Origin of the sequence: Kribbella sp. VKM Ac-2568, from assembly GCF_004345365.1 — a bacterium.
In the GTDB taxonomy this organism is placed as follows: domain Bacteria; phylum Actinomycetota; class Actinomycetes; order Propionibacteriales; family Kribbellaceae; genus Kribbella; species Kribbella orskensis.
The window spans coordinates 548,588-570,872 of sequence record NZ_SLVF01000004.1 but is presented as its reverse complement, the minus strand read 5'-3'; the positions used below and the strand labels follow the sequence as shown (position 1 = coordinate 570,872).

Sequence of the window (22,285 nt, the reverse complement as noted above, 5' to 3'; positions counted from 1 at the left end):
CGTACTGCGAAGCGCGGGTACTGCGAAGGGCGGGGTGCTGCCGGGTCCGGCGTTGCGGGACCGGGCCCGGCAGCACTTCGGTTAGTACCTGGTCACTGCGGCGTAGGCATCGACGATGCCGTTGCCGTAGAACCCGTTGAAGCTCCGGGTGCCCTCACAGAGCGCGTTGAACTCGTCAGGCCGCCCCTCGTTGGTGTAGGTCTGCAGTGGCGGGGTCGGGCAGGGCCGCTCGGCCGCAGTACCGAGCAGGATCTTCGCCACTCGGTCAGGAGCCAGCCCGAACGAGTTGTGCCGTCCCTTCTTGCCGTACTCGCTGACGATCAGCGCGGCGACACCCGTCGTGTGCGGCGACGCCATCGATGTCCCCTGCAGCACGTAGTAGTACCCACAGCGGGTGAAGTCGGTGACCCCGCGCGGGCACTGCTTCTGCGCTCCGGCCGCAAGACCGGTGGCGGTGATGTTGCCGGCCGCGTCGACGAAACCGGCCACTTGCAGCGCGTTGAGCGGATACGTCGACAGGATCAGGTTCGCGTTCGTCCGGTGTGCCGGCGTACCGAAGAAGTCGCGGAACCAGCCACCCGGTGCCGACACCTCGATCTGCTCGAGACCGTAGTTCGAGTAGTCCGCCTTCTTGCCGGACGGCCCGAGCGCGGAGACGCCGATCACGTGCGGCCCCTCGACCGGCAGGTCAACGCAGGTCGCGTTGTCGATCGGCCGCGGGTAGGCGGTCCCGACCGGGAAGTCCGGGCTGCTGATGTCGGTCCGTGGCTTGCCCAGATCCTCGTGGTTGTTGCCGAGCGAGCCGACCAGCGTGACGCCCTTGTTGTGCGCGTAGTTCAGAGCGCGGCGCATGATCTGGATGATGGCCCGCTGTTCCGCCTGGGCTTCCGGACTGTCGGCCGGGTTGCTCACACAGTTGTAGAGCCACGGGTCGACGTAGAAGGACATGTTCACCACGTCCAGGCCGACGTCACCCGCGTAGGTGAGCGCCTCGGTCACCGGGCCGAGGAACACGAACCCGCTGTCCTGCCCGCCGCGGATCTCCACCAGCGTCACGCCGGGCGCGACACCGGAGACACCGGTCCCGTTGGCGGCGGCGCCGATCGTGCCGGCCACGTGCGTGCCGTGACCGCTGTCGTCCCAGCCGACCGGGTCGACACAGCCGCGGAACTCACAGACTCCGTCGATCTCGGGCAGGTCGGGCGCGAAGTTGCGGGACAGCTTCCAGTCGAAGTTCGGCGCGATGTCGGGGTTCCGCGCGTCGATCCCGGAGTCGAGGACGCCCACCTTGACCGCCTTCTTGCCCGGCTGGACCTTGCGGGCCAGATCCGAGCGCACCATCTTCAGGCCCCAGAGCTGCGTGTCCAGCGGATCGAGCTGCCGGCCGTTGTTCTTCTTGGCCGAAGCCTTGCCCTTGGCAGCAGAACTCCTGCCCTTGGCAACCGCACCGAGGTGCTCCTGCTCGACCAGGTTCGGCCGGGCCTGCGGCAGTTTCCCGATCGGACGGCTCCGGGCGGCTCCCTGGATCGCCGACGAGGCCGACACCTGGCCGACGAAGCCGGACGCGGCGGCCCGGACCGTCATCGTTCCGAGGTTGGCGTTCTCCTTCACGACCTGGCCACCCGCCGCCTTGACGGCAGCCAGCGCCTGGGCGTGGTTCGCCCCGGCCTCGAGCAGAACCAGGTACTCGGTGTTGCCCCCAGCCACCGACGTCGTACCGGCTCCGGCGGTGACCGGAACTGCCAGCGTCGCGGCCAGCAGCGCGGTGGCTGCCGCAGCTGCGCACAACGATCTACGGACGTCTCTCACGAGCGGATCCCCTCCCTGAAGTGAGTGTGACCCGCACAAACTAAGCCCGCGCGGCGCGGTCCACCAGGGTCCGGAAAGGGGCCGACGTTGTCAGGATCCGGCAATCAAACGGCTGACCGGATCGGACCGGCTCAGGTCCGCTACGGGTCGGGCTCAGACCTGGCTGAAGGCGAACAGGATGCCCGCGAACAGCCCCCGACCCTGAGCAGAAGGTAGTCAGCCGTCAGCTCAGCTCGGTGATATCGCCCATTCCCAGCCCGGTGAGCTGGTCGCGGACGTCCTTGGCCTCCCCCACGACGACCACCAGCAGCCCGTCGGTTCCGACGTACCGGCGGTAGGCCTCGGTGGCCGTCTCCGCGGTGGTCGCGGCGATCTGGGCGAGGTACGTGTCCGCGAAGTCGAGCGGAACGCCCGCGGCGATGTTGCTGCCGACCTGCTGGGCGATGGAGTCCGCCTGCTCGTACCGCAAGGGCGCGGTACGGATCAGGCTGTCCTGGGCTTCCCGGACCTCGCGCTCGGTGAGGCCGTCGCGGGCCTCGCGCAGGATCCGCAGCGCGTCGGTGATCGCCGCGCCGGTCACCTCCGTACGGACCGAGCCGCCAAGGCTGAAGGTGCCACCCTTGCGCGGCGCGGTGAAGCTGGTCCGCGTGCCGTAGGTGTAACCCTTCTCCTCGCGCAGCACGGTGTCGACGCGGGAGGTGATGGTCCCGCCGACGACGTGGTTCGCGACCGCGGCCGCTCCCCAGATGTCCTCGCGGCGGTCCGGTCCCGGGCAGCCGATCAGCAACTGGCTCTGCACCGAACCCGGCCGGTCCACCAGCACGAGCCGGTCTCCGGTGAGGAACAGCGGCTCAGGAGTCTCGATCGCCGAGGCTGCCTCGGACGTCCACGAGCCGAACGCATCGTCGATGATGCCGGCCACGTCGACGCCGGTGGCGTCACCCGCGAACAGGATCTGCGCTCGCGCCGGACCGATGTTCTCCCGGTAGAACCGGGCCACCTCGACGTTGGTGAGCGGCCGGATGGTGTCCGGAGTACCGGCGGTCGGGCGGGAGCGGCGCGTCTGCGCGTCGAACAGGTGCGCGGAGAACGCCTCGCGCGCCCGGTACCCCGCGTTGGCTCGCTCCTGGTTGATCTCGCCCAGCCGGATCGTCACGTGCCGTCCGACGTCGGCCTGGTTGAAGGCAGGCCGGGTGATCGCCTCGGCGAGCAGCTTCACGGCCGGCGCCAGCTGGGACACCGGCACGGAGATCTCCACGTGCAGCGCGTCCGAGCTGACATCCACCCCGTACGCCGCGCCGTGGCGCTCCAGGGCGGCGGCGAACTCGTTGGCGGACTTCAGCTCGGTGCCCTCGTCGAGCGTGCGCGACATGATCGTCGCGACCCCCTCGAGCTCACGCGGCTCCGCCACCAGCGGCATGGCGATCGTGACCCGCACGGTGGCGACGTACTGCCCCGGCCGGTCGAACACGTGGACCGGCGTCCCGGCCGCGGTCGCCGTACTGGTCGCTGCCGGGAACTTCCACGGCCGCGGCGGCGCGACAGCGGGCGGTGTGGTCAAGGCCTGGCTCGTCATTCCTGCTCCCCTGCTTCCCCGGCACTCGCCGGTACTCCGGCGGTCTCCGGTGCTTCGGCGCTCGCCTGGTCTCCGGCGGTCTCCTGGCCTGCGGTCTCCGGGCGGCGGTAGGTCACCTGGGCGCGGCCGGCGGCGCGGATCCACTGCTGCGCGGCCGCCTGGACCTGCTCGGTGGTCACCGCGCGGATCTGGTCGATCCGAGTGTTGATCCGGTTCGCGTCGCCGAACAGCAACGCGTGGTGCGAGATCTCGTCGGCGCGTCCCGCGCAGGTGGCCAACTGCTCTAGCCAGTCACGCTCCGCCTGGGCCTGCACGGTGAGCAGTTCGTCGGCGGTGATCCCGCCCTCGGCGAGCTTCTCGACCTCCTCGACCAGCGCGTCCTCGACCTTCTGCAGGTCGATGCCGTCCGACGCGATGCCGGTCAGCGTGCCGAACGAGACGCCGCCGATCAACGGCAGCGCACCACCCGACACCGACTGCGCGATCTGCTCGTCGCGGACCAGGCGGCGGTTCAGCCGGCCGCTCTGACCGCCGGCGAGCACGTCGAGCGCGAGCGCCGCCGCGTCCAGCTCTTGCGAGCCGTCCACCGGCAGCCGGAACATCATCGTGATCAGGTCCGACGGGACGTCCTCGACCACGTCGTCGCGGAACACCCCTTCGATCGGGCCGACCGTCCCGTCCGGAGCGGCCGGCGGCTGCGGGATCGCCGGCAGCTGACCGAAGTACCGCTTGGCCGCGTCGAACGCGTCCTCCTCGGACACGTCGCCCACGATCGTCAGGACCGCGTTGTTCGGCCCGTAGTGCCGGCGGAAGAACGCCTGCACGTCCTCCAGGCTCGCGGCGTTCAGGTCCTCCATCGAGCCGATCGTCATGTGCGCGTACGGGTGGCCGTCAGGGAAGGCGAGCCGGACCAGCCGCTCGTACGAGTCGCCGTACGGCCGGTTGTCGTAGCTCTGCCGCTTCTCCTCCTTCACCACGTCGCGCTGGTTGTCGAGGTTCTCCTGGTTCACCGCGTCGAGCAGGTAACCCATCCGGTCGGCCTCGAGCCACAACGCCAGATCAAGCCCGCCGCTGGGCAGCGACTCGAAGTAGTTGGTGCGGTCGAAGAAGGTGCTCGCGTTGAGGCTGGCGCCGGCGTTCTCCAGCAGGCTGAAGTGCTGCCCGGACTCGACGTTGCGCGATCCCTGGAACATCAGATGCTCGAAGAGGTGCGCGAACCCGGTCAGACCCGGCGGCTCGTGGCGCGACCCCACGTCGTACCAGAGATTCACAGCGACGATCGGCACAGCCCGGTCAGAGCTGACGACAACGCGCAACCCGTTGTCCAACGTCTGCTCGGCAAGGGGGTAAGTCAGCGGCATATCGCCACCCTACGTGCTCCCCCACCCCCACCCCCCGACCGTTCGCCACCAGCGCACACCACCCCGGCACCGCGCCACCTGCTCTTCACGGCGGGGGCGCGACCTGCGGCAGCCCGCCACTCGGACTTTGTGATGTCGAGCTGGGCAGGCAGCGCACAGCTCGACTAGCCGCCTCGCCCTGAATCGCGTGGATAGTGAGCCGCGCGTCCAGTAGCCAGATCAAGTCGCGACAGCTCTGCCCCCAATCTCCTGATACTGCGGTTGTACCCACATTTGGGCACACTCGCAGTATCGAGTGTCAGGCGCCCGGAGCTCCGCTTTGATGCGGAGGAGTCTCAATGTCTGTGCCAAGCCGTGGGGTGGGCATGTCCCTGGGTGAGTGGTGCGGTGTTTGAAAGCCGGCGCGCGTGCCTGGCAACTTCCGAGGATGGGTGAGCGGCGTACGAGGGGAAAGGAGGTACTGCGTTCTTTCTGCGCCTCGACCGCCCCGGCACGCGTGGAGGTTGGCGTCGCGAGCGACCACGTCCTGTCGTTCGGTACAGCCCGAGCCGCAGCCTCGCGGTGGATGTCTCGTCAGACGAGCCGGGCCGCGCGACCCCGGGTGGATGGGAGCGGGCGACGTAGGAGCTGCCTGGGCGACTGGTGTCCGAAGCCTGGTGCCTGCGCATCCTGCACGCAGAGTGCCGCGCTGGCTTGGAGCCAGCGCGGCACCAGACCACCCGTTGTTGCTGAGCGGCGACGGAGGAACTGCGGCCCCGGAGGGCGGGAGCAAGGCGACGTAGGAGCCGCGTGGGCCGGAGTACTAGCCCTTGATGGCACCGCCGAGCGCGAAGGCGCCGCCGAGCTTCCTGCTCAGGAGGAGGTAGAGGACCAGGACGGGGAAGGTGTAGATGAGGGAGTAGGCGGCGAGTTGGCCGTAGTTGGGTTCGCCGTACTGGCCGAAGAAGGTGAAGATGCTGACTGAGGCGGGGAGGCGCTCAGGGGAGAGCAGGAGCATGAAGGGGACGAAGAAGTTTCCCCACATGCCGATGAAGGTGAAGATCAGCACGACCGCGATCCCGGGCCACATCAGCGGCAGGACGATGCGGTAGAGGGCCTGCATGCTGCCGGCACCGTCGACCCAGGCTGCTTCCTCGAGCGAGATCGGTACGCCGTCCATGAACGTCTTGGTCAGCCAGATCGCGAACGGGAGCGAGGCTGTCGCCATGAACATGATCGTGCCACCGAGGGTGTCGATCAGGTTCAGCTGGACGAACAGCCCGTACACCGGCACCATCACCGCGGTGATCGGCAGCCCGGTGCAGAACAGCACGGTCAGCAGGAACGGCCGGTTGAACTTCGTCTTGAACCGCGACAGCGGGTAGGCCGCGAGCACCGCGCAGATCATCGTGAGCAGCGCGGCACCGCCACACAGCACGATGCCGTTGAAGACCGGCCGGTACGTCGTGTCGGTGTTCAGCACAGCGCGGAAGTTCTCGAAGGTCGGGCTGGTCGGGAGTTCGACCCGCAGTCCCGCCGTCCGGTTGATCGATGCGAACAGCACCCACAGCAGCGGCAGGACGAACAGCACCCCGATCCCCAGCAGGATCAGGTTCGCGGTCAGCTTGCTGACACGGTCGCGGGCGATCATGCGGCCTCCGAGTTCAGTCCACGTAGGTAGATGAGCGAGAACACCGCGCCGATCGCCAGCATCACCAGCGCGATCGCGGTGCCGTAGCCGATCTGCGAGAAGCTGAACGCCTGTTCGTACATGTAGAGCGGCAGGGTCTGGCTCTTGGTCCCGGGTCCACCGCGTGTCATCGCGTAGATCAGGCCGAAGACGCTCAGCGTCTGGAGCGTGATCAGCATCAGGTTGGTCATGATCGCGCGGGAGATCATCGGCAGCGTCACCCAGAGCAGCCGCCGCCCACCGGAGGCTCCGTCCATCTCGGCGGACTCCTCGATCTCCTTCGGTACCTCGCTCAGCGCCGCGGAGTACACCAGCATCGAGAACGCCGTACCGCGCCAGATGTTCGCCAGCGAGACGGCGATGATCGGTGCCGCGTACAACCAGTCCTGGCCGGGTAGCCCGACCTTGTGCAGGATCACGTTCAGGGTGCCGTCGTCGTTGAAGAACGCGCTGAGCAGGTACGCCGCGACCACCTCGGGCAGCACCCAGGCGCCGATCACCGCGGTACCGACGAAGTTGCGCACCAGCTTCGTCGACCGGCGCATCAGCAGGGAGAGTCCGAGCCCGAGGGTGTTCTGGCCGATGATCGCCGAGACCAGCGTGAAGACCAGGGTGAGCCAGATCGAGTTGGTGAAGGCCGAACTGCCGAAGGCCTTGCGGAAGTTGTCCAGCCCGACGAACCTCACGTTCGCCGCGCCGGTGCCGGTCAGCGCCATGTTCGTGAACGCGGCGTAGATGCAGTACAGGATCGGGCCGGCCAGGAAGACCAGCATCAGCCCGATGGCCGGTGCCAACGGCAACATCTTGACGGTCTTGGCGAAGCGCGGCGGACCGCTCCGTCCGGCTTTCTCGCCGGACGGAACGGACACCGCGGTAGCAGACGTCGTCACAGGGGAATCCCTTCGAAGGCTCTGCTTACTGGCTCTGGCTCTCTGTGGTCGTCTTGTCCTTGCCGACGATGCCTTCGACCGCCTCGTCATAGTTCTTGGCGGCTTCCTCCGGCGACGACTGGCCGGTCATCACGGCCTCCATCGCGGTGATGATCTCGTTGGAGACCTTCGGGTACTCCGGCAGCGCGGGCCGGTACACGGTCACGCCGACCAGGTCGGTGAAGAACTGGGTGCTCTTCGCGGACGACTTGTAGCCGGCGTCGGAGGCGACGTCCTTGCGGACCGCGATCTGCGCGCCGTCGGTGGCGTACTTGGTCGCGTTCTTCTGCGTCTGCAGGGTCTTGATGAAGTTCCACGCGGCGTCCGGGGCCTTCGACTTCGCCGGGATCGCCCAGGTCCAACCACCGGAGAGGCTGACCTTGCCCTTGCCCTCGCCGCCCTGGGTCGGCATCGCGGTCTGGCCGAGGACCTCGGTCCACTGCGGCCACGGCTTGGCGCCGGTCTTCTGCCAGTTGTTGTAGAGCCAGGAGCCGTCGAGCGCGATCGCCAGCTTGCTGTTCGGCAGCAGGTCGCTGCCGACCTTGTTGCCCCAGTTCGGGTCGAGCGACTGCTTCGGCTGCGGGGCCAGGCCTTCGCTGAAGACGGTCTTGACGAAGTTCAGCGAGTCCTTGAAGCCCTGGCTGCCGACGACCCACTTGGACTGGTCGAAGTTGTAGAGGGTGTCCTTGGTGCCGTAGAGCAGCATCTCGAAGCCCTGCATCGCGGACGCCTCACCCATCGGCTTGCCGGAGTAGACGTTCAGCGGGATCACGCCGGGCACCTTGGACTTGATCGTCCGGGCGGTGGTGAGCACGTCGTCCCAGGTCTTCGGCTGCCAGTCGGCCGGCAGCCCGGCCTTGGCGAACAGCTGCTTGTTGTACCACAGCGCCCGCGTGTCGGTGCCGTCCGGTACGCCGTACGTCTTGCCGTCCTGGCCCTTCGCGGCACCCTTCGCGGTGTCCTCGAACTGGGACCAGTCCGACCAGCCCTTGATGTAGTCGTCCAGCGGCTTCAGATACCCCGCGGTGATGTCGGAGTTGATCAGGAAGGTGTCCTCGTAGACGATGTCCGGCGCCGTGTTCGGCGACCGCATCATCAGCTGGAGCTTGGTGTAGTAGTCGTTCTCACTCGCCACGATCGGCAGGATCTCGACCTTCGAGCCGGGGTTGGCGGCCTCGTACTCGGCCTTCGCGCCGGTGAGGAAGTTCTTCATCACCGTGCCGGGCCCCCATTGCTGGTAGGCGATCTTGATGTTCGCCGGACCGGCGCTCTGTGAGCTGCCCGCCTCCGGTGTCTTGGTCGTCGATCCCTGGCTGCAGGCCGAGACCCCCAGCAGGAGCGCGCCGACGGCGAGTACACCCGCCCGCTTGAAACCGTTCTTCATGGCCATTACATCCACCTTCGGGCAATCGTTGTCATCCCGGTCCGACAGCCCGATCTAGCGGGCTTTCCCGTGACGGTAGGAGTCCCAGACCAGTGAAGTCAATGGTTGACAGACAACGTTGTCCCCGTTCAGGCGCTGCTGCGCGGTGACCGGGTCGTAACGATCCGGTCACCGCGCAGTCATCTGTCAGACGGTAACGGGTGACGCCTCGTGACGAGCAGGTACGACGCGCCGGGTGCGGCTGCGCATCGCGCCGAGGCCGCAGAGCACCAGTCCGGCGACGAACCAGCAGGTGAGGACCAGGAACGGCCCGGCGGACCCGGCCCCGTCGAAGAAGCTCACGGAGCGCAACGCAGTACCGGCTGCTCCGGGCGGCAGAAGTTGCCCGAGCGCACCCCAACCGCTCGGAAGCATCTCCGGTGCGCTGGTCAGACCTGAGAGCGGGTTACCGAGCAGCATCATCGTCGCGGCGCCCACGGCCAGACCCACTCGGCCGAACAGCCACTCGAGGCCCAGCAGGGTGAGGCTGATCGCTCCGATCGAGAGCGCGATCACACTCGCGTTGACCCAGTAGTTCCCCTCGAGCGAGCCCAGCCAGTACTGCAGCACGGCGGTCAGCGCCAGTCCCCCCGTGACCGCGAACGTGACCGCTCCGGCCATCCGGCGGCTTCCACCCTTGACCAATTGGGTCAGCCCCGCGGCGGCGATGATGCCGCCGAGCACGAGCGGCAACGCCCCGGCCGCCAGACCGGCACCCCGCGGATCGTCCTGCGGCAGCGGTACGACGTCGGTCACCTTGGGTGCGGCCTCCTGGTTCTGAGCGGCCATCCGCGACGACAGCTGAGTGAGGATCTGCGCGACCGCGGGCCCACCGGCCGAGGCGGTGAGCACCTCGGGGCTCTGCGGGTCGAGCACGACCGCGCCGTACACGTCGCGGTTCTCGATCGCCTTGACGGCGGCAGCGCGATCCTGCACGGCGGTCACCTCGAAACCACCGGGCATCGCCTGCTCCAGCCCGCCCTGCATCTGCGCGACTGCCTGCTGCGGTCCTGCCACGGCGATCGGCAGGTCGCGCGGTTCCGAGCGCGCGGCCGGCCAGGCGAACGCGATCAACAGCACCGTGAGCAGCGCGGTGAGCAGGGTGACGACGGCCACCACCGGGGGCCGGCGGCTCTCCTCGGCGACGGTTGGCTCGGACATCTCGGTCAGCTCCTCAAACAAAAGGAATGAACGTTCTTTATTGGTTCGAGCCTGACGCCGTTCAGCTGACTTGTCAAGAACGGACATTCGTTTTATGTTTTAGCCATGCCCAAGGTCTCCGACGAGCACCGTCTCGCGCGCCGTCAGCAGATCGTCGCCGCGGCCCGGACCTGCGTCGCCGAGCAGGGGTTCCACAAGACGACGATGGCCGACGTGATCCGCGAGTCCGGCCTGTCCGCGGGCGCCGTCTACGGCTACTTCAAGAGCAAGGACGAGATCGTCGCCGCGATCGCCGACGACGCGCTGAGCTCGGTGGACCGGCTGTTCGAGGAGATCCTGGCCCGGGAGGAGCCGCTGACCCCGCTCGCTGCCCTGGAGGCGGCTGTCGAGCACGTCGCCTTCGTCGCCGGTCAAGCGGGTGGCGATGTGACGAAGGTCGGGATCCAGGCCTGGGCGGAGGCGCTGCACAACGAAGCGATCAAGGCGATCGCCAGCGAGAAGTACCGGATGCTCCGCGGCCATTTCGTCGAGGTCGCCCGGCGCGCGCAGGCCGACGGCACGGTCGACCCGGACACCGACCCGGAGTACATCGCCCAGGTCCTCTTCGGGCTGATCCCCGGCTTCATCCTGCAGCGGCTGATCCTGGGCGATGTGACCCCGCAGAGCTACACCGCCGGCCTTGCCGCCCTTCTCCCCCGCTGATCCCCATCATCAACCGGAGCGGGAACACCAGAGCGGCGACAGACGTCGTCCCCCGTAGGAGGTGGGACCGATCGACGGTATCTGGATGCTCTTCGCGGCTCTGGCGGTGGTCGCCGGGTTCCTGGTCCTGCTCGCCCGGGCCGCCGTCCGCGCCCGGCGCCGCGGCATCAGCGGCTCGATGATGGGGCCGTTCGACGAGATGTGGCGGCCCACTGCCGCAGAGTCCCAGGTCGAACTGCAGATCCAGTCCGAACGTAAGAAACCCCTTCCCTCCCCCGAGGACCTTTGATGAGCAACAAGCGGCAACTGGATCGTGCGGGCCTCGACGAACTGCTGGCGGAAGCCGGCGTGGGTCCCGCAGCCTCCTCCGAAGAGCTGACCGAAGGAACCTTCAACACGGTCTACCGGATCGGCCGACCCGACGGAGACCTGATCCTCAAGCTCTCTCCCGACCCGGACGCGCCAGGGCTCACCTACGAGCAGGACCTGATCCACACCGAGGCCGAGTTCTACCGCGCGGCGCTCGGCCAAGCCCCGGTCCCCGAGGTCGTGCACGAAGGCGAGGATTACCTGCTGATGACCGCCCTCCCCGGTACGACGTTGCAGAGCGCGGGGGCGGACGCCGGAGTACGGGGTGAGCTCGGCGGGATCGTGGCGAGCCTGCACGAGGTGACTGGCACCGGCTTCGGCTATCCGCAGAAGGGCCTCGTGCAGCGGTGGAGCGAGGCCTTCCTGTCGATGGTGGACGACGTTCTCGGTGACGCCGAGCGGTACGCCGTACGGCTGCCACGCCCGGCCGAGCAGATCTGGCAGGCGGCCCTCGATCGCAAGGACCTGCTGGACGACGTACGGACGCCGCGGTTGATCCACTTCGATCTGTGGGACGGCAACGTTCTCGTCGAGGACGGGCGGATCACCGGGCTCGTCGACGGTGAGCGGGCGTTCTGGGGCGACCCGGTGGCCGAATTCGTCTCGCTGTCGCTGCTCAGCAGCCTCGACGAGGAGTTGCTGGCCGGCTACGGCTCGGATGTCGACCGAGAGAAGCTCTCGCTGTACCGCGTCTACCTCTACCTGATCATGCTCGTCGAGGGGACGCCCCGCGGTTACACCGGTGCTCGGCACGAGGGCCTGGTGAAGCTGGTCGAGAACCACCTGCTGACCGAGCTGGGCGCCCTCGAACAGGGGAGTTAGCACTACCCCGATCGGCTGCCCAGCTCCCTGGGGAGGCTGCTCGCGCGTCCGTAGCGTCGTGCTCGTCAGTCGGAGCACACAAGGGGTTGGCCATGAGGCGCAAGCAGCGAACCATCAGCAGGACAGGCGATTCGGTCGTTCTGCACGACGTACGCCGGGTCTACGGCCGGGGCAACAACGCCGTCGTCGCGCTCGACGGGACCAGCATCAGCTTCGCCCGCGGCACCTTCACCGCGGTGATGGGACCCTCGGGTTCCGGCAAGAGCACCTTCCTGCACTGCGCCGCGGGGCTGGACCGGCCGACCTCCGGCACGGTGACGATCGACGACCAGCCGCTCGCCGGGCTCAACGAGAAGCAGTTGACCGAGCTCCGCCGCGAGCGGATCGGCTTCGTCTTCCAGTCGTTCAACCTGCTGCCGGCCCTCACGGTCTGGCAGAACGTCACGCTGCCGCAGGAGCTCGACGGCCGCCGTCCGAACCGCGCCGGCGTCCGCGACGTGCTGGAACGCGTCGGCCTCGGCGACAAGCAGAAGAAGCGTCCGGGCGAACTGTCCGGTGGACAGCAGCAGCGCGTCGCGATCGCCCGCGCACTGGTCGCCCGGCCCGCGGTGATCTTCGCCGACGAGCCGACCGGCGCACTGGACACCCAGACCGCGGCCGACGTCCTCGAACTGCTCCGTGAGCCCGTTCGCAGCCAGGGACAGACCGTGGTGATGGTGACGCACGACCCGGTCGCCGCGTCGTACGCCGACCAGGTGGTCTTCCTGGCCGACGGCATGCTCGCGGGCAGCCTGATCGCGCCGACGGCCGAGCAGGTCGCCGACCGGATGACCCACCTCGGCGCCCGCGCCGCCTCGGTCGCATCGCTGGCCAGGGCGGCCGGCCGATGATCCGCCTCGCGCTGCGCACCCTGCGCTACCGCAAGGGCGGTTTCATCGCGACCTTCGTCGCCGTCGTGTTCGGCACCGCGATCGTGCTGGCCTGCGGCGGCCTGATGGAGACCGGCATCCGGTCGAACGTTCCGCCGGAGCGGCTGGCCGGCGCTCCGATCGTTGTCTCTGGCAAGCAAAGCCATCTGCGTCCAGGCGCCGAGGACGCCACTCCGCTGGTCGAGCAGGTCGGCGTCCCCGCGGCTCTCGTGGAAAAGGTCCGCGGGCTCGACGGAGTCACCGACGTGATCGGCGATCTGACCTTCCCTGCACCTGTACTGCGGGGTCCGTCGCCGATGCCGTCCGAGGGTCACAACTGGGACTCCGCCCGGCTCGCGCCCTACACCCTGCAGTCCGGTACTGCGCCCCGCGCGGGCGAGGTGGTTCTCGATGCCACCACCGCCCGGCAGCTCGGTACGCGGGTCGGCGGAAAGGCCCAACTCCTTGCCCAAGGCAAACCAACTTCCTTCAGGGTCAGTGGAATCGCCGCTGGACCGGCGGGTAACACGTTCTTCTCCACGGCCGACGCGACCCGCATCGCCGAGCGTCCGGGCCAGTACTCCGCGCTCGGTGTACTGGTTGCTCCGGGCACCGATCTGAAGGCGCTCCGGAAGAACATCGAGAAGGCCGACGGCAGCGTCTCCGCCCTGTCCGGGATCGATCGCGGACTGGTCGAGCACCCGGACGCCTCTCAGGCCAAGGAGACCCTGATCGCGGTCGCGGGCTCGTTCGGTGGGATCGCGGCGATGACGATGATGTTCGTAGTCGCGTCGACGCTGGCGCTGTCCGCCCAGCACCGGCAACGCGAGTTCGCCCTGCTGCGTGGGATCGGGACCACGCCGGGCCAGGTGCGCCGGATGATCCTGGGCGAGGCGATGGTGGTCTCGCTGCCTGCAGTACTGGTGGGTTGCGTACCTGGTGTGCTGCTCGGGCGGTTCCTGTTCGACCGGCTGGCCGCGAACGGCGTGGCCTCCCCCGAAGTCACCTTCTATCAAGGGCTCATCCCCTTCGCGGCGGGCGCCGGGGCCGCAGTACTGGCTGCTGTCGGCGCGGCGCTGATCGCCGGACGCCGGTCGGCCAAGATCCGCCCGGTCGAGGCGCTGGTCGAGGCTTCGCTGCAACGGAAGTGGTTCAGCTGGGTGCGGTTGCTCTTCGGTCTGCTGTTCCTGGCCGGTGGACTTGCCCTGGTGATCGTCACCGGCGCCGTGATGAGCGGGCCCTTGGCGGGTGCCACTGCGGGACCTGCGGTGCTGTGCTGGGCGATCGGCGTCGCCCTGCTCGGTCCGGTCGCCACGAAGGCCGTCCTCGCCATACTGCGCTGGCCGCTGTACGCGGTGAGCCGGGTGAACGGGCGGCTCGCGATCCTCAACGTGACAGCGCGATCCGTAGCGATGTCGGCCGCGGTGATGCCGGTCATGCTGGCGGTCGGAATCGCCACCGCGAACATCTACATGCAGACCACGCAGGTGGATGCGGCCTCGAAGGCGTTCACCAAGGACCTCCGGGCCGACGCGGTACTCGCCTCCACTGGAGCCGGGCTGTCACCTTCGCTGCTGACCGAGGTGCAGGGCCTGCCTGGCGTGGCCAGCGCGTCCGCCTATGTCACCAGCGTCGGCGTGATCGACGAGCCGCGGAACGCGCCCTTCGACGAGGAAGGCGCCCCACTGCAAGGCATCAGCGCCCAAGGGCCCGATGGTACTGCGCCGGTGCGGCTGACCTCGGGTTCTCTGGCCGGCCTGACCGGCTCGACCGTGGCCTTGCCGGATCGCGTCGCCCTGAAGATCGACCGAGGAGTCGGTACGTCGATCAAGATGACGCTGGGCGACGGTGCCTCCGTGGACTTGCGGGTGGTCGCGACTTTCGCGGCTGAGCGTGGCTACGAGAGTGTCGTACTGCCGGCCGAACTCGTCGCCGCGCACACCACCGACAAGCTGGCGAAGCAGATCCTGATCCGGACCGAACCGGGTACCGACGTGAACGCCTCGCTGGCCAAGCTGGCAGCGACGAATCCGGGTGTGCAGGTGGCCGACCGGGACGCGTTGATCGACGGGAACAACCAGGATCTGCAGACGCAGGCGTGGGTGAATTACCTGCTGGTCGGAATGCTGATCGCGTACACCGCGGTCTCGGTCGTCAACACGATGGTGTCGGCCACGGTCCGTCGGCGCCGGGAGTTCGGTCTGCAGCGGCTCACCGGATCCACCCGCGGCCAGGTCCTCCGCATGCTGACCACTGAAGGTGTCCTGGTCGCCTTGGCCGGAATCACCCTCGGCACCCTGGTAGCTCTAGCCAGCTTGCTTCCCTTCGCCGCCGCGGTCTCGTCCTCGGCGTTCCCGAGCGGCCCGATCTGGATCTACCTGATCATCATCGGCACGGCCTTCTTCCTGACCCTCTTCTCCACCCTCCTCCCAGCCACCACGACCCTTCGAACCCGCCCCGCCGAAGCCGCTGCCCGAACCGACTAACCACCCGACCCCCAGCGCGGGCCGGCACCCCCGGCCCGCGCTCCCCCCTGTCCCGGGCGGCCTCTTGCAGCTGACCTCCTGCTCGGCGTACCGCGTCGGCGTACCGGCTGTCAGAGGTCCAGGTCGCGGTAGAGGCTGCGGTAGTAGTCGGCGACGCGGACGAGGTACTTGCCACGGTCGCCGCGGCAGGGATCCGACGGAGGCGCGGCCTTGATCTCAGCGAGGCTGCAGTCGAGCTGGACGCGGTGTTCGTAGTGGTCGACGTACTGCACGGTCCCGACCGGCAGCGCGATCCGCTGCGCCACCACCCAGGCACTGGTATCGACGATCAGCGCCTGCAGCCCGGCGAACGCCAGGAACCCGTCCACCTCGCCGACCTCGCTCTCAGTGGCCAGAACCGAATAGCCGATCAGCCTCGTCGGCTCGCCGCAACCAACACCCAGCCGGAACTCCCAAGGCTCGAACGGACTCCTCGTCCCAGCTTCCGTTCTCGCGGCATCATGCATCATCCGGTCGATCGTGCGGCGGATCCCGGACGCCGTGACCGTGGCGTTCTTCAGCCGCAGTACGAGCCGCTCGGCGACCAGGTTCAGTTGCATGTTGTACTGCTCGGCGTACCACCTGAGTAGCGCGACCGCGGCGTCCGCGCTCATGCCGTACGCGAGCATCAGCGCACCCTTCGCCTGCTCGATCGCCGCCCGGTTCTCCAGCTCAGCCTGTAGGACCTCGGTCCCGACCGGGAGCGCCTGCGACGGCTGGGCGTCGGTGAGGTCGATCGCGTATCCCTCGACCCTGCTCACCGTCTCCGCGGCGTCACGCGCGGTGGTGCCGATCACCACGATGTTGCGGCTCCGCCCGGACGTGTCGACGATGCGGTGCGGGAAACAGAACGGCTCGCCCTCGCTCAGCACCTTCTCCAGCACCTCGCGCGGCGGGATCAGGTCATCCGGATGCTTGAACGCCAGCAACATCTCGGTAGTGACCCGGGATCCGGCCGGCAGCCCGTGCATGGCGCAGGTCGCCGGCGACAGCCACCAGGTGTCCTCTGCCACCAGATAGCTGAAGGTTCCAACCTGTTCGGCCCCCGTGATCACGCCTCCGGCAAGGGAGGGTGTGCCGGGTTCGATACCGGACATCCCTCAGGCTTACCCCACCCACTCGCCCGAGGGAACCGCCGACCGATCCCCAACCCCCCATCCGTCCGCTCAGCGTTCGCCCGCCACCACGACGCCCCACTCCGCCCGCGCGGCTTCTGCCATTTGGCTGGGACCACTCCCCAGCCGCGTGAACTCTCGCAACCGGACCGGGACCACCTCCAACCACCAGCCGAGGCGTGCTCTTGCCAACAGGGCGGGTCAGCTCGGCTACTGGGCTGGGGTGGGTTCTGCTACTGGCTGGAGGGCGATGGTTGTTGCCTGGACCAGGCCGGCGTTGTTGCGGATCCAGGCCGAGACCGGCAGTTGCAGATCCTCGAAGTCACGCTCCTCCAGCGCCACGGCCGGCGTCGGCACACTCGCACCGAGCTCCGCGAGCACCGGGCGCAGGTGCAGATCCGCGAGCAACTTGTGGCTCGGCGCGGCCGACACAGTCACCGGCACCACGACCGACCCCGCCAGCGCCTGCGGCGGCAGCACATCCAGGAAGCTCTTGAGCAACCCGGTGTAGCTTCCCTTGTACACAGGCGTCGCAAGCACCAGCACCGACGCGGACGACGCCAGTTCGATCGCGCTGTCCAACGCCTCCCGGTTCTCCTCCGAAGCGGCTTCCCCCTGGAAGAACGCCGGCGCGAACGTGACCAGGTCCACCAACTCGTCGATCCGGTACGGCGTACCGAGCTCGGAGGCGAGTAGTTCCGCGACGGCGGCGGCCGCGGCGGCGGTCCGCGACGCCGCTTTGGGGTTTCCCACCACGGTGACGACGGACTGCGGCCAGACGGGCGGGTCCGGCACGATCCGTGGCTCGAAGGCGACTGAGGGCATCGGGACGCATCTCCCAGGGTTCGGCAGTGAGGTCTCGAGCCTAACCAAAGTCGAGCGGGCTACTGGACATTCTCAGATGGTGAACGCCTGGCCCTGAGCTTGACCACGATGAACCACACCACCGCCAGCACAGCCGCCGCCAGGACGACCCACTGCAGCATCCCGACGTAGGACTCGACCACGTTCCACTTCTCGCCCAGCAGGTAGCCGGCGATGATGAGCGCCGAGTTCCACACCAGGCTGCCGATCGCGGTCAACGCCAGGAAGAGCGACAACCGCATCCGCTCCACCCCAGCCGGCACGGAGATGAGGCTGCGCACCACTGGCACCATCCGGCCGATCAGCACCGCCTTCGCGCCGTGCCGGGCGAACCAGGCCTCGGCCTTGTCGACGTCCTCCAGTTTCATCAGTGGGATGCGCGCTGCCAGCGCCCTCGTCCGGTCGCGGCCGAGGATCGCGCCCACGCCGTACAGGGCGAGCGCTCCGACCACAGAACCGAGAGTGGTGAAGATGATGGCACTGACGAGCCCGAGGTCGCCGCGGTTGGCGGCGAAACCGGCCAGCGGCAGGATCACCTCGCTGGGCAGCGGCGGGAACAGGTTCTCCAGCGCCACCGCGAGGCCGGCGCCCGGGGCTCCCAGCCTGTCCATCAGGTCGACAGCCCAGCCGGCCACTCCACCGGTCGGTTCCTGCGTCGCTTGCGCCAGCGCGGTCATCATCACCTGGTTCGTCGAGATCATGGCGTCGACGCTAGGTCTGCGAGCACCGCTCGCACCCTGCGGTCGACCGTAAGATTTCCTCGGCTTTTCCACAGTACAGAACTGTGGAGAACCACAGTCCGCTCTCCATCGGTGCCCACTAACCTTGCCGACATGCGAGAACGGGGAGCACCGCTGCGGCAGAGCCTGAACACCTTGGCGGGTGTCGCGCTCGGTTCCGTACTGGCGATCGCCGAGCTCGCCTTCCTGCTGGTGGCCGGTCTCGGCCTGCTCCCGATCGTTGCCGCGCCTCGCTCACGTGACCGCGTCGTCGGCTACGTCCATCGTTGCTCGCGGCAACTCACCGCCCTCGGGCAACGGCGGCTGGCCCGCTTCCACCAGGTCCGCGACCTCGGCCCGTACTCCGACCGCAGCGCCTTCCGCTATGTCGCCAGGCACTGGCCGGTCGGCATTCTCGGCGGACTCGTGGTGCTGCTGCTCCTTTTCGGCCTGATCGTGGCCGGCTCCATGCTGACCGCCTGGGTCTTCGGCGGCGAGTGGGCCTTCATCGAGGAGGACGGCAACCGGGTGAGCTCCGCGACCGTGCTGGTGGCCGCATTGCCCGGCGCACTGCTGCTCTACCTCAACGTGATGGGCATCGTCGGCGTCGCCGGCCTGGACGAGCGGCTGGCCCGCCGGCACCTCACCCCGTCCGCCGAGGAGGTGCTCTCACGCCGAGTCTCCGAACTGACCCTGAGCCGCGCCGAAGTGGTTCAGGTGGTCAACGACGAGCGTCGCCGGATCGAGCGGGACCTGCACGACGGGGTTCAGCAGCGACTGGTTGCTCTTGGCCTGCTGCTCAGCCGGGCACGCCGTACCGACGACCCCGAGCGCGCCGCCGCGCTGGTCCGGCAGGCGCACGAGGAGTCCGAGCAGGCGCTCGACGATCTCCGCCAGGTCGCCTGGCGGGTCTACCCGACGGTGCTGGACCAATACGGTCTGCGCGACGTCATCGCCGTCCTGGCCGAGCGGTCCAGCATCCCGGTCACCTTGCAGTACGACCTACCGACCCGGCCACCGACCGTGATCGAGACGGTCGCGTACTTCGTTGTCTCCGAGGCGGTCACCAACGCCGCGAAACACTCCAACGCCACCCAGATCGCCATCACTCTCACGCCAACCTCCGAGGCGCCCCTTTCCTCCGGAACCGCCGCGGCGCCGGTCGCCGTGCCTGGTGTGACGGTCACGGTGACGGACGACGGACGAGGTGGAGCGGACCCGACCGGTCGCGGACTCAGCGGCCTGGCGAGTCGAGTCGCGGCCGGCGACGGGACATTCAGCGTCCACAGCCCGATCGGCGGGCCCACCACCATCCGAGCGGAACTGCCGTGCGGATGATCCGGAACCAGAGAGCGGAGTTGCTGTGCGGGTGATCCTGGCCGAGGACTCGACCCTTTTGCGCGTGGGCCTTGCCCGGCTGCTTGTCGAGGAGAACCACGAGGTGCTCGCGGCGGTCGGCGATGGCGATTCCCTGGTGCAGGCTGTCGAATCCGCCGCCGAAGCGGACCTGCCCGACGTCATCGTGGTCGACGTACGGATGCCGCCGACGCACACCGACGAAGGCATCCGCGCCGCGTTGACGATCCGTTCCCGCTGGCCGTCGGTGGGCGTTCTCGTGTTGTCGCAGTACGTCGAGAAGGCGTACGCGACCGAGCTGATCACCTCGGAGCAGGACGGCGTCGGCTATCTGCTGAAGGACCGGGTGATGCGGGTCGAGGAGTTCCTCGCCGCGCTGGAACGCGTCGGCGCGGGTGGTGTCGCCTTCGACCCGGACATGGTCCGCCAACTGCTCGCGCGCACCACTCACACCGATCCGCTCAGCCAGCTCACCAAGCGAGAGCAGGAGGTCCTCGCCGCGATGGCCGAGGGCCACACCAACCCGAGCATCGCCGAGCAACTCTTCATCTCGTAGAGCGCCGTCGAGAAACACATCAACTCGATCTTCGACAAGTTCGCCCTCAACCACGTCACCGGGTACAGCCGCCGAGTCCTGGCCATCCTCCGCTACCTCGGCACCTGACTCCCAACGCCTGACGAAGGCCGGGTCAGGAGTAGGTGGTGGGGTGGAGGGTTGGGAGGCCGGGGCCGGAGAGGTGGGGGTGGGCTGGGGTGGGGCGGTTGGACAGGAGCAGGAGCACGGCGGAGATGGGGCCGCGGATTTCGGGGCCCTGGCCGGCGGTCCAGGGGATGTCGGTGGCGACCAGGCGGACCCCGGCCAGGCGTTTGCGGGCTTTGAAGGGGAAGGACTTTGTCCAGATCCGGTCTGCCGCGGCTCGGGCTGCCTCGGGTGGCATCTCGCGGCGGTAGCCGAGGGGGATGGTTATGTCCTGGCCGTGGATCAGTACGTCGAGCAGGGGATCCGCCGGCGTCGTACCGAGTGGATGGCGGCGCGATCCCGCGTACTGGTGGTACTGCGCGATGATCTGCTCGGGTGAGTGCGTCGCGGCCGCGCGGTGGCCTTCCTCGAGGATGAGCCGGTTGAAGTCGCCCCGGTACCGGATCAGGCCGGCCACCACGGGCCAGGCCCGGGCTTGGGGCGAGGAGATCACGTGCGCGGCGACCGCCTGGACGGTCCAGCCCGAGCACAGGGAGGGCGTCGTCCACTCGGCGGCGCTCAGCCCCGACAGGAATTCGGCGAGACTCGCGCGCTCGGAGTCGACGTACCGCCAGATCTGCTCAACTTCCATCATGGCCCCCGGACATCCGCAACGATCTAGTAAGCCTCTCTGACCATATTAGACAGCTTCTCTGACTACCGGTCAAGATGGGGAGGTGCCGGACGACCTGAATCTCGGATTGCTGCTCTTCATCCCGTACCGCGCGCTGGAGAACCGGGTGTTCGATGCCCTCGCGGCGGCCGGGTTCGACGACTTCACCCCCGCACAGGCGCGGATCTTCCAGCGGATCGGACCAAATGGCACTCGGCTGACCGAGCTCGCCGAACAGGCCCGGGTAACCAAACAGACGGCCGGTTTCCTCGTCGACCAACTCGAGCGCTCCGGCTACGTCCGCCGCGTCCCGGACCCGACCGACGCCCGGGCCCGCCTGGTCCAGATCGCTGAGCGAGGACACCGGACGATGCCCGTCGCCGACGCGGTCGTCGCCGAGGTCGAAGCCGAATGGACCGCCCACCTCGGTACCGCCCAAGCCGCCCAGCTCCGCAAAGCCCTGACCTCCTTGCGAGAGATCACAGACCCGTACGCCTAGGGCGTGTCTGACAGTCCCTGCAGTCGCGAGGAGCTCAGGCGGTTATATTCCTGGTATGGCAACTACGTTCGAGGTGCTCGCCGAGCCGCGGCGGCGGGAGATCCTCGACCTGCTGCGCGGAGGTGAGCGGCCGGTCGGGGAACTGGTCGAGCAACTCCCGCTCAGTCAGCCGGCCGTCTCCAAGCACTTGAAGGTACTGCGCGACGCCGGGCTGGTCGACGTACGCCAGGACGCCCAGCGCCGGTGGTATCGCCTCCGGCCGGCGCCTCTCGTCGAGATCGACGCCTGGCTGGAGCCGTACCGCGACCTGTGGCGCGACCGCCTGGACGCGCTGGAGTCCCACCTCGACCGGATGAGCGACGACCGGTGACTCCTGAAGAACAGCGCGCCCGCCGATGGTGGGTGCGGGGCGGCCGGGTCGGCTCGGTGCAGCGAGCCGGCAAGTTCGTGGAGGACGTCGGCTTCGCGCTGCTCTTCCCGGCACCGCGGCCGATCGGCCCGTCCTTGTGGGAGGCCGTCGCCGGGGAGGACGACGAGCCGTTCGGCACCGGCATGGGCGAGAACGAGCAGAAGGTCTGGGGCTGGAAGGACGAACTCCCCCGCCGCGGACTGGCCTGGTACGGCGCTTACCTCGGCGGGCGTGGCTCATTCCTCTCCCCCGCACTCCTGGCCGTCCTCTATCCAGGAGCGGGTGAACTCGACGACCACGAGGAACTCGAGTTGTCACCGGCAGCGCACGAGATCGCCGAGGCGCTGGCGGTAAAGCCGCTCTCGAGTGCTGCCCTGCGCTCCCTGCTCGGCGACCGCAACAGGTACCAACGAGCGATTGCTGAACTGCAGCGCAACCTGCTGGTCACCACGGCAGGCGTCGAGGAGTCGAGCAACGGGTGGCCCGCCGCGCTCCTGACGTTGACCTGCGAGCAGTTCGACGTCGGCGGCCGCCGCGATCACAGCCAGGCGGCCGCGCAGTACCTCGACACGATGCTCGACACCTCCCCCGCCGAACTGGCCCGGGCCTTCCGCTGGTCCACACCCCAGGCCCGCGAGCTCCTCGACGAACTGGTCGACACCGACCGCGCGACCACCGACGGCCGCCGTTACCAACCGCGCACCGCCTGACGCGCCG

General features: G+C 68.4%; 20 protein-coding genes and 1 pseudogene. 10 read left to right on the top strand and 11 right to left on the bottom strand.

The window, feature by feature from the left end; all coding sequences use genetic code 11:
- Window positions 1-81: 81 nt before the first annotated feature.
- The 7 genes from EV648_RS13960 to EV648_RS13930 all read right to left on the bottom strand — a co-directional run bounded on the left by EV648_RS13960 (window position 82) and on the right by EV648_RS13930 (window position 9,928).
- A complete protein-coding gene (locus EV648_RS13960; protein WP_199234590.1) occupies window positions 82-1,809 on the bottom strand; it encodes a S8 family serine peptidase in 1,728 nt (575 codons plus the stop codon).
- A gap of 223 nt (window positions 1,810-2,032) precedes the next feature.
- Window positions 2,033-3,385, bottom strand: a complete 1,353-nt coding sequence (locus EV648_RS13955; RefSeq protein ID WP_132290185.1) for a pitrilysin family protein — start codon at window positions 3,383-3,385, stop codon at window positions 2,033-2,035.
- Window positions 3,382-4,746, bottom strand: coding sequence for a pitrilysin family protein (locus tag EV648_RS13950; protein ID WP_132290182.1), 1,365 nt, complete (start codon window positions 4,744-4,746; stop codon window positions 3,382-3,384). Before EV648_RS13950 ends, EV648_RS13955 begins: the two co-directional genes overlap by 4 nt.
- 802 nt (window positions 4,747-5,548) lie before the next feature.
- On the bottom strand, window positions 5,549-6,376 hold the full coding sequence (locus EV648_RS13945) for a carbohydrate ABC transporter permease (RefSeq protein WP_132290179.1): 828 nt from the start codon (window positions 6,374-6,376) through the stop codon (window positions 5,549-5,551).
- A complete protein-coding gene (locus tag EV648_RS13940; RefSeq protein ID WP_241995135.1) occupies window positions 6,373-7,305 on the bottom strand; it encodes a carbohydrate ABC transporter permease in 933 nt (310 codons plus the stop codon). Before EV648_RS13940 ends, EV648_RS13945 begins: the two co-directional genes overlap by 4 nt.
- Window positions 7,306-7,330: 25 nt before the next feature.
- The gene (locus EV648_RS13935; RefSeq protein ID WP_241995133.1) at window positions 7,331-8,734 is read right to left on the bottom strand and encodes an extracellular solute-binding protein; all 1,404 of its coding nucleotides are present in this window, start codon (window positions 8,732-8,734) and stop codon (window positions 7,331-7,333) included.
- A gap of 180 nt (window positions 8,735-8,914) precedes the next feature.
- The gene (locus EV648_RS13930) at window positions 8,915-9,928 is read right to left on the bottom strand and encodes a hypothetical protein (RefSeq protein WP_132290173.1); all 1,014 of its coding nucleotides are present in this window, start codon (window positions 9,926-9,928) and stop codon (window positions 8,915-8,917) included.
- 105 nt (window positions 9,929-10,033) lie between these two features.
- On the opposite strand from EV648_RS13930, the gene EV648_RS13925 reads away from it, so the two are divergent.
- From EV648_RS13925 to EV648_RS13905, 5 genes are all read left to right on the top strand, one after another.
- Window positions 10,034-10,630 (top strand): TetR/AcrR family transcriptional regulator, encoded by a 597-nt coding sequence (locus EV648_RS13925; RefSeq protein WP_132290170.1) that lies wholly within the window; start codon window positions 10,034-10,036, stop codon window positions 10,628-10,630.
- A 61-nt stretch (window positions 10,631-10,691) separates the two neighbouring features.
- The gene (locus tag EV648_RS13920) at window positions 10,692-10,919 is read left to right on the top strand and encodes a hypothetical protein (RefSeq protein ID WP_241995132.1); all 228 of its coding nucleotides are present in this window, start codon (window positions 10,692-10,694) and stop codon (window positions 10,917-10,919) included.
- Complete coding sequence (locus tag EV648_RS13915) at window positions 10,919-11,821, top strand: phosphotransferase family protein (protein ID WP_132290167.1); 903 nt, start codon at window positions 10,919-10,921, stop codon at window positions 11,819-11,821. The genes EV648_RS13920 and EV648_RS13915 overlap by 1 nt, the downstream gene beginning before the upstream one ends.
- 92 nt (window positions 11,822-11,913) lie before the next feature.
- Complete coding sequence (locus EV648_RS13910) at window positions 11,914-12,711, top strand: ABC transporter ATP-binding protein (protein WP_132290164.1); 798 nt, start codon at window positions 11,914-11,916, stop codon at window positions 12,709-12,711.
- Window positions 12,708-15,215, top strand: coding sequence for an FtsX-like permease family protein (locus tag EV648_RS13905; protein WP_199234589.1), 2,508 nt, complete (start codon window positions 12,708-12,710; stop codon window positions 15,213-15,215). The genes EV648_RS13910 and EV648_RS13905 overlap by 4 nt, the downstream gene beginning before the upstream one ends.
- 110 nt (window positions 15,216-15,325) lie before the next feature.
- Here EV648_RS13905 and EV648_RS13900 read toward each other — a convergent pair whose 3' ends face one another.
- The 3 genes from EV648_RS13900 to EV648_RS13890 form a co-directional block, all read right to left on the bottom strand.
- Window positions 15,326-16,351 carry an ANTAR domain-containing protein gene (locus EV648_RS13900; protein WP_132290161.1) on the bottom strand — a complete coding sequence of 342 codons (1,026 nt, stop codon included), beginning with the start codon at window positions 16,349-16,351 and terminating at the stop codon, window positions 15,326-15,328.
- A gap of 228 nt (window positions 16,352-16,579) precedes the next feature.
- Window positions 16,580-17,194, bottom strand: a complete 615-nt coding sequence (locus EV648_RS13895) for an NADPH-dependent FMN reductase (RefSeq protein ID WP_132290158.1) — start codon at window positions 17,192-17,194, stop codon at window positions 16,580-16,582.
- A 59-nt stretch (window positions 17,195-17,253) separates the two neighbouring features.
- Complete coding sequence (locus EV648_RS13890) at window positions 17,254-17,934, bottom strand: DedA family protein (protein WP_132290155.1); 681 nt, start codon at window positions 17,932-17,934, stop codon at window positions 17,254-17,256.
- 132 nt (window positions 17,935-18,066) lie between these two features.
- Here EV648_RS13890 and EV648_RS13885 point away from each other — a divergent pair, with 132 nt between their 5' ends.
- Complete coding sequence (locus EV648_RS13885; protein WP_132290152.1) at window positions 18,067-19,290, top strand: sensor histidine kinase; 1,224 nt, start codon at window positions 18,067-18,069, stop codon at window positions 19,288-19,290.
- Between the two features lie 25 nt (window positions 19,291-19,315).
- A pseudogene (locus EV648_RS13880) lies at window positions 19,316-19,972 on the top strand (LuxR C-terminal-related transcriptional regulator).
- A gap of 25 nt (window positions 19,973-19,997) precedes the next feature.
- Here EV648_RS13880 and EV648_RS13875 read toward each other — a convergent pair.
- Window positions 19,998-20,642 (bottom strand): maleylpyruvate isomerase family mycothiol-dependent enzyme, encoded by a 645-nt coding sequence (locus tag EV648_RS13875; protein ID WP_241995131.1) that lies wholly within the window; start codon window positions 20,640-20,642, stop codon window positions 19,998-20,000.
- A gap of 82 nt (window positions 20,643-20,724) precedes the next feature.
- On the opposite strand from EV648_RS13875, the gene EV648_RS13870 reads away from it, so the two are divergent.
- The 3 genes from EV648_RS13870 to EV648_RS13860 are packed head-to-tail and all read left to right on the top strand — an operon-like array spanning window position 20,725 to window position 22,278.
- Complete coding sequence (locus EV648_RS13870) at window positions 20,725-21,159, top strand: MarR family winged helix-turn-helix transcriptional regulator (RefSeq protein WP_132290149.1); 435 nt, start codon at window positions 20,725-20,727, stop codon at window positions 21,157-21,159.
- 55 nt (window positions 21,160-21,214) lie between these two features.
- Window positions 21,215-21,529 (top strand): helix-turn-helix transcriptional regulator, encoded by a 315-nt coding sequence (locus tag EV648_RS13865; protein ID WP_132290146.1) that lies wholly within the window; start codon window positions 21,215-21,217, stop codon window positions 21,527-21,529.
- Window positions 21,526-22,278, top strand: a complete 753-nt coding sequence (locus tag EV648_RS13860; protein WP_132290143.1) for a hypothetical protein — start codon at window positions 21,526-21,528, stop codon at window positions 22,276-22,278. Before EV648_RS13865 ends, EV648_RS13860 begins: the two co-directional genes overlap by 4 nt.
- Window positions 22,279-22,285 lie beyond the last annotated feature (7 nt).

Coding starts and splice junctions, on each gene's coding strand:
- EV648_RS13905 (WP_199234589.1), top strand. CDS start 12,708: ATGATCCGCCTCGCGCTGCGCACCCTGCGCTACCGCAAGGGCGGTTTC.
- EV648_RS13890 (WP_132290155.1), bottom strand. CDS start 17,934: ATGATCTCGACGAACCAGGTGATGATGACCGCGCTGGCGCAAGCGACG.
- EV648_RS13930 (WP_132290173.1), bottom strand. CDS start 9,928: ATGTCCGAGCCAACCGTCGCCGAGGAGAGCCGCCGGCCCCCGGTGGTG.
- EV648_RS13865 (WP_132290146.1), top strand. CDS start 21,215: ATGGCAACTACGTTCGAGGTGCTCGCCGAGCCGCGGCGGCGGGAGATC.
- EV648_RS13945 (WP_132290179.1), bottom strand. CDS start 6,376: ATGATCGCCCGCGACCGTGTCAGCAAGCTGACCGCGAACCTGATCCTG.
- EV648_RS13910 (WP_132290164.1), top strand. CDS start 11,914: ATGAGGCGCAAGCAGCGAACCATCAGCAGGACAGGCGATTCGGTCGTT.
- EV648_RS13950 (WP_132290182.1), bottom strand. CDS start 4,746: ATGCCGCTGACTTACCCCCTTGCCGAGCAGACGTTGGACAACGGGTTG.
- EV648_RS13875 (WP_241995131.1), bottom strand. CDS start 20,642: ATGATGGAAGTTGAGCAGATCTGGCGGTACGTCGACTCCGAGCGCGCG.
- EV648_RS13885 (WP_132290152.1), top strand. CDS start 18,067: ATGCGAGAACGGGGAGCACCGCTGCGGCAGAGCCTGAACACCTTGGCG.
- EV648_RS13955 (WP_132290185.1), bottom strand. CDS start 3,385: ATGACGAGCCAGGCCTTGACCACACCGCCCGCTGTCGCGCCGCCGCGG.
- EV648_RS13915 (WP_132290167.1), top strand. CDS start 10,919: ATGAGCAACAAGCGGCAACTGGATCGTGCGGGCCTCGACGAACTGCTG.
- EV648_RS13935 (WP_241995133.1), bottom strand. CDS start 8,734: ATGGCCATGAAGAACGGTTTCAAGCGGGCGGGTGTACTCGCCGTCGGC.
- EV648_RS13895 (WP_132290158.1), bottom strand. CDS start 17,194: ATGCCCTCAGTCGCCTTCGAGCCACGGATCGTGCCGGACCCGCCCGTC.
- EV648_RS13900 (WP_132290161.1), bottom strand. CDS start 16,351: ATGTCCGGTATCGAACCCGGCACACCCTCCCTTGCCGGAGGCGTGATC.
- EV648_RS13925 (WP_132290170.1), top strand. CDS start 10,034: ATGCCCAAGGTCTCCGACGAGCACCGTCTCGCGCGCCGTCAGCAGATC.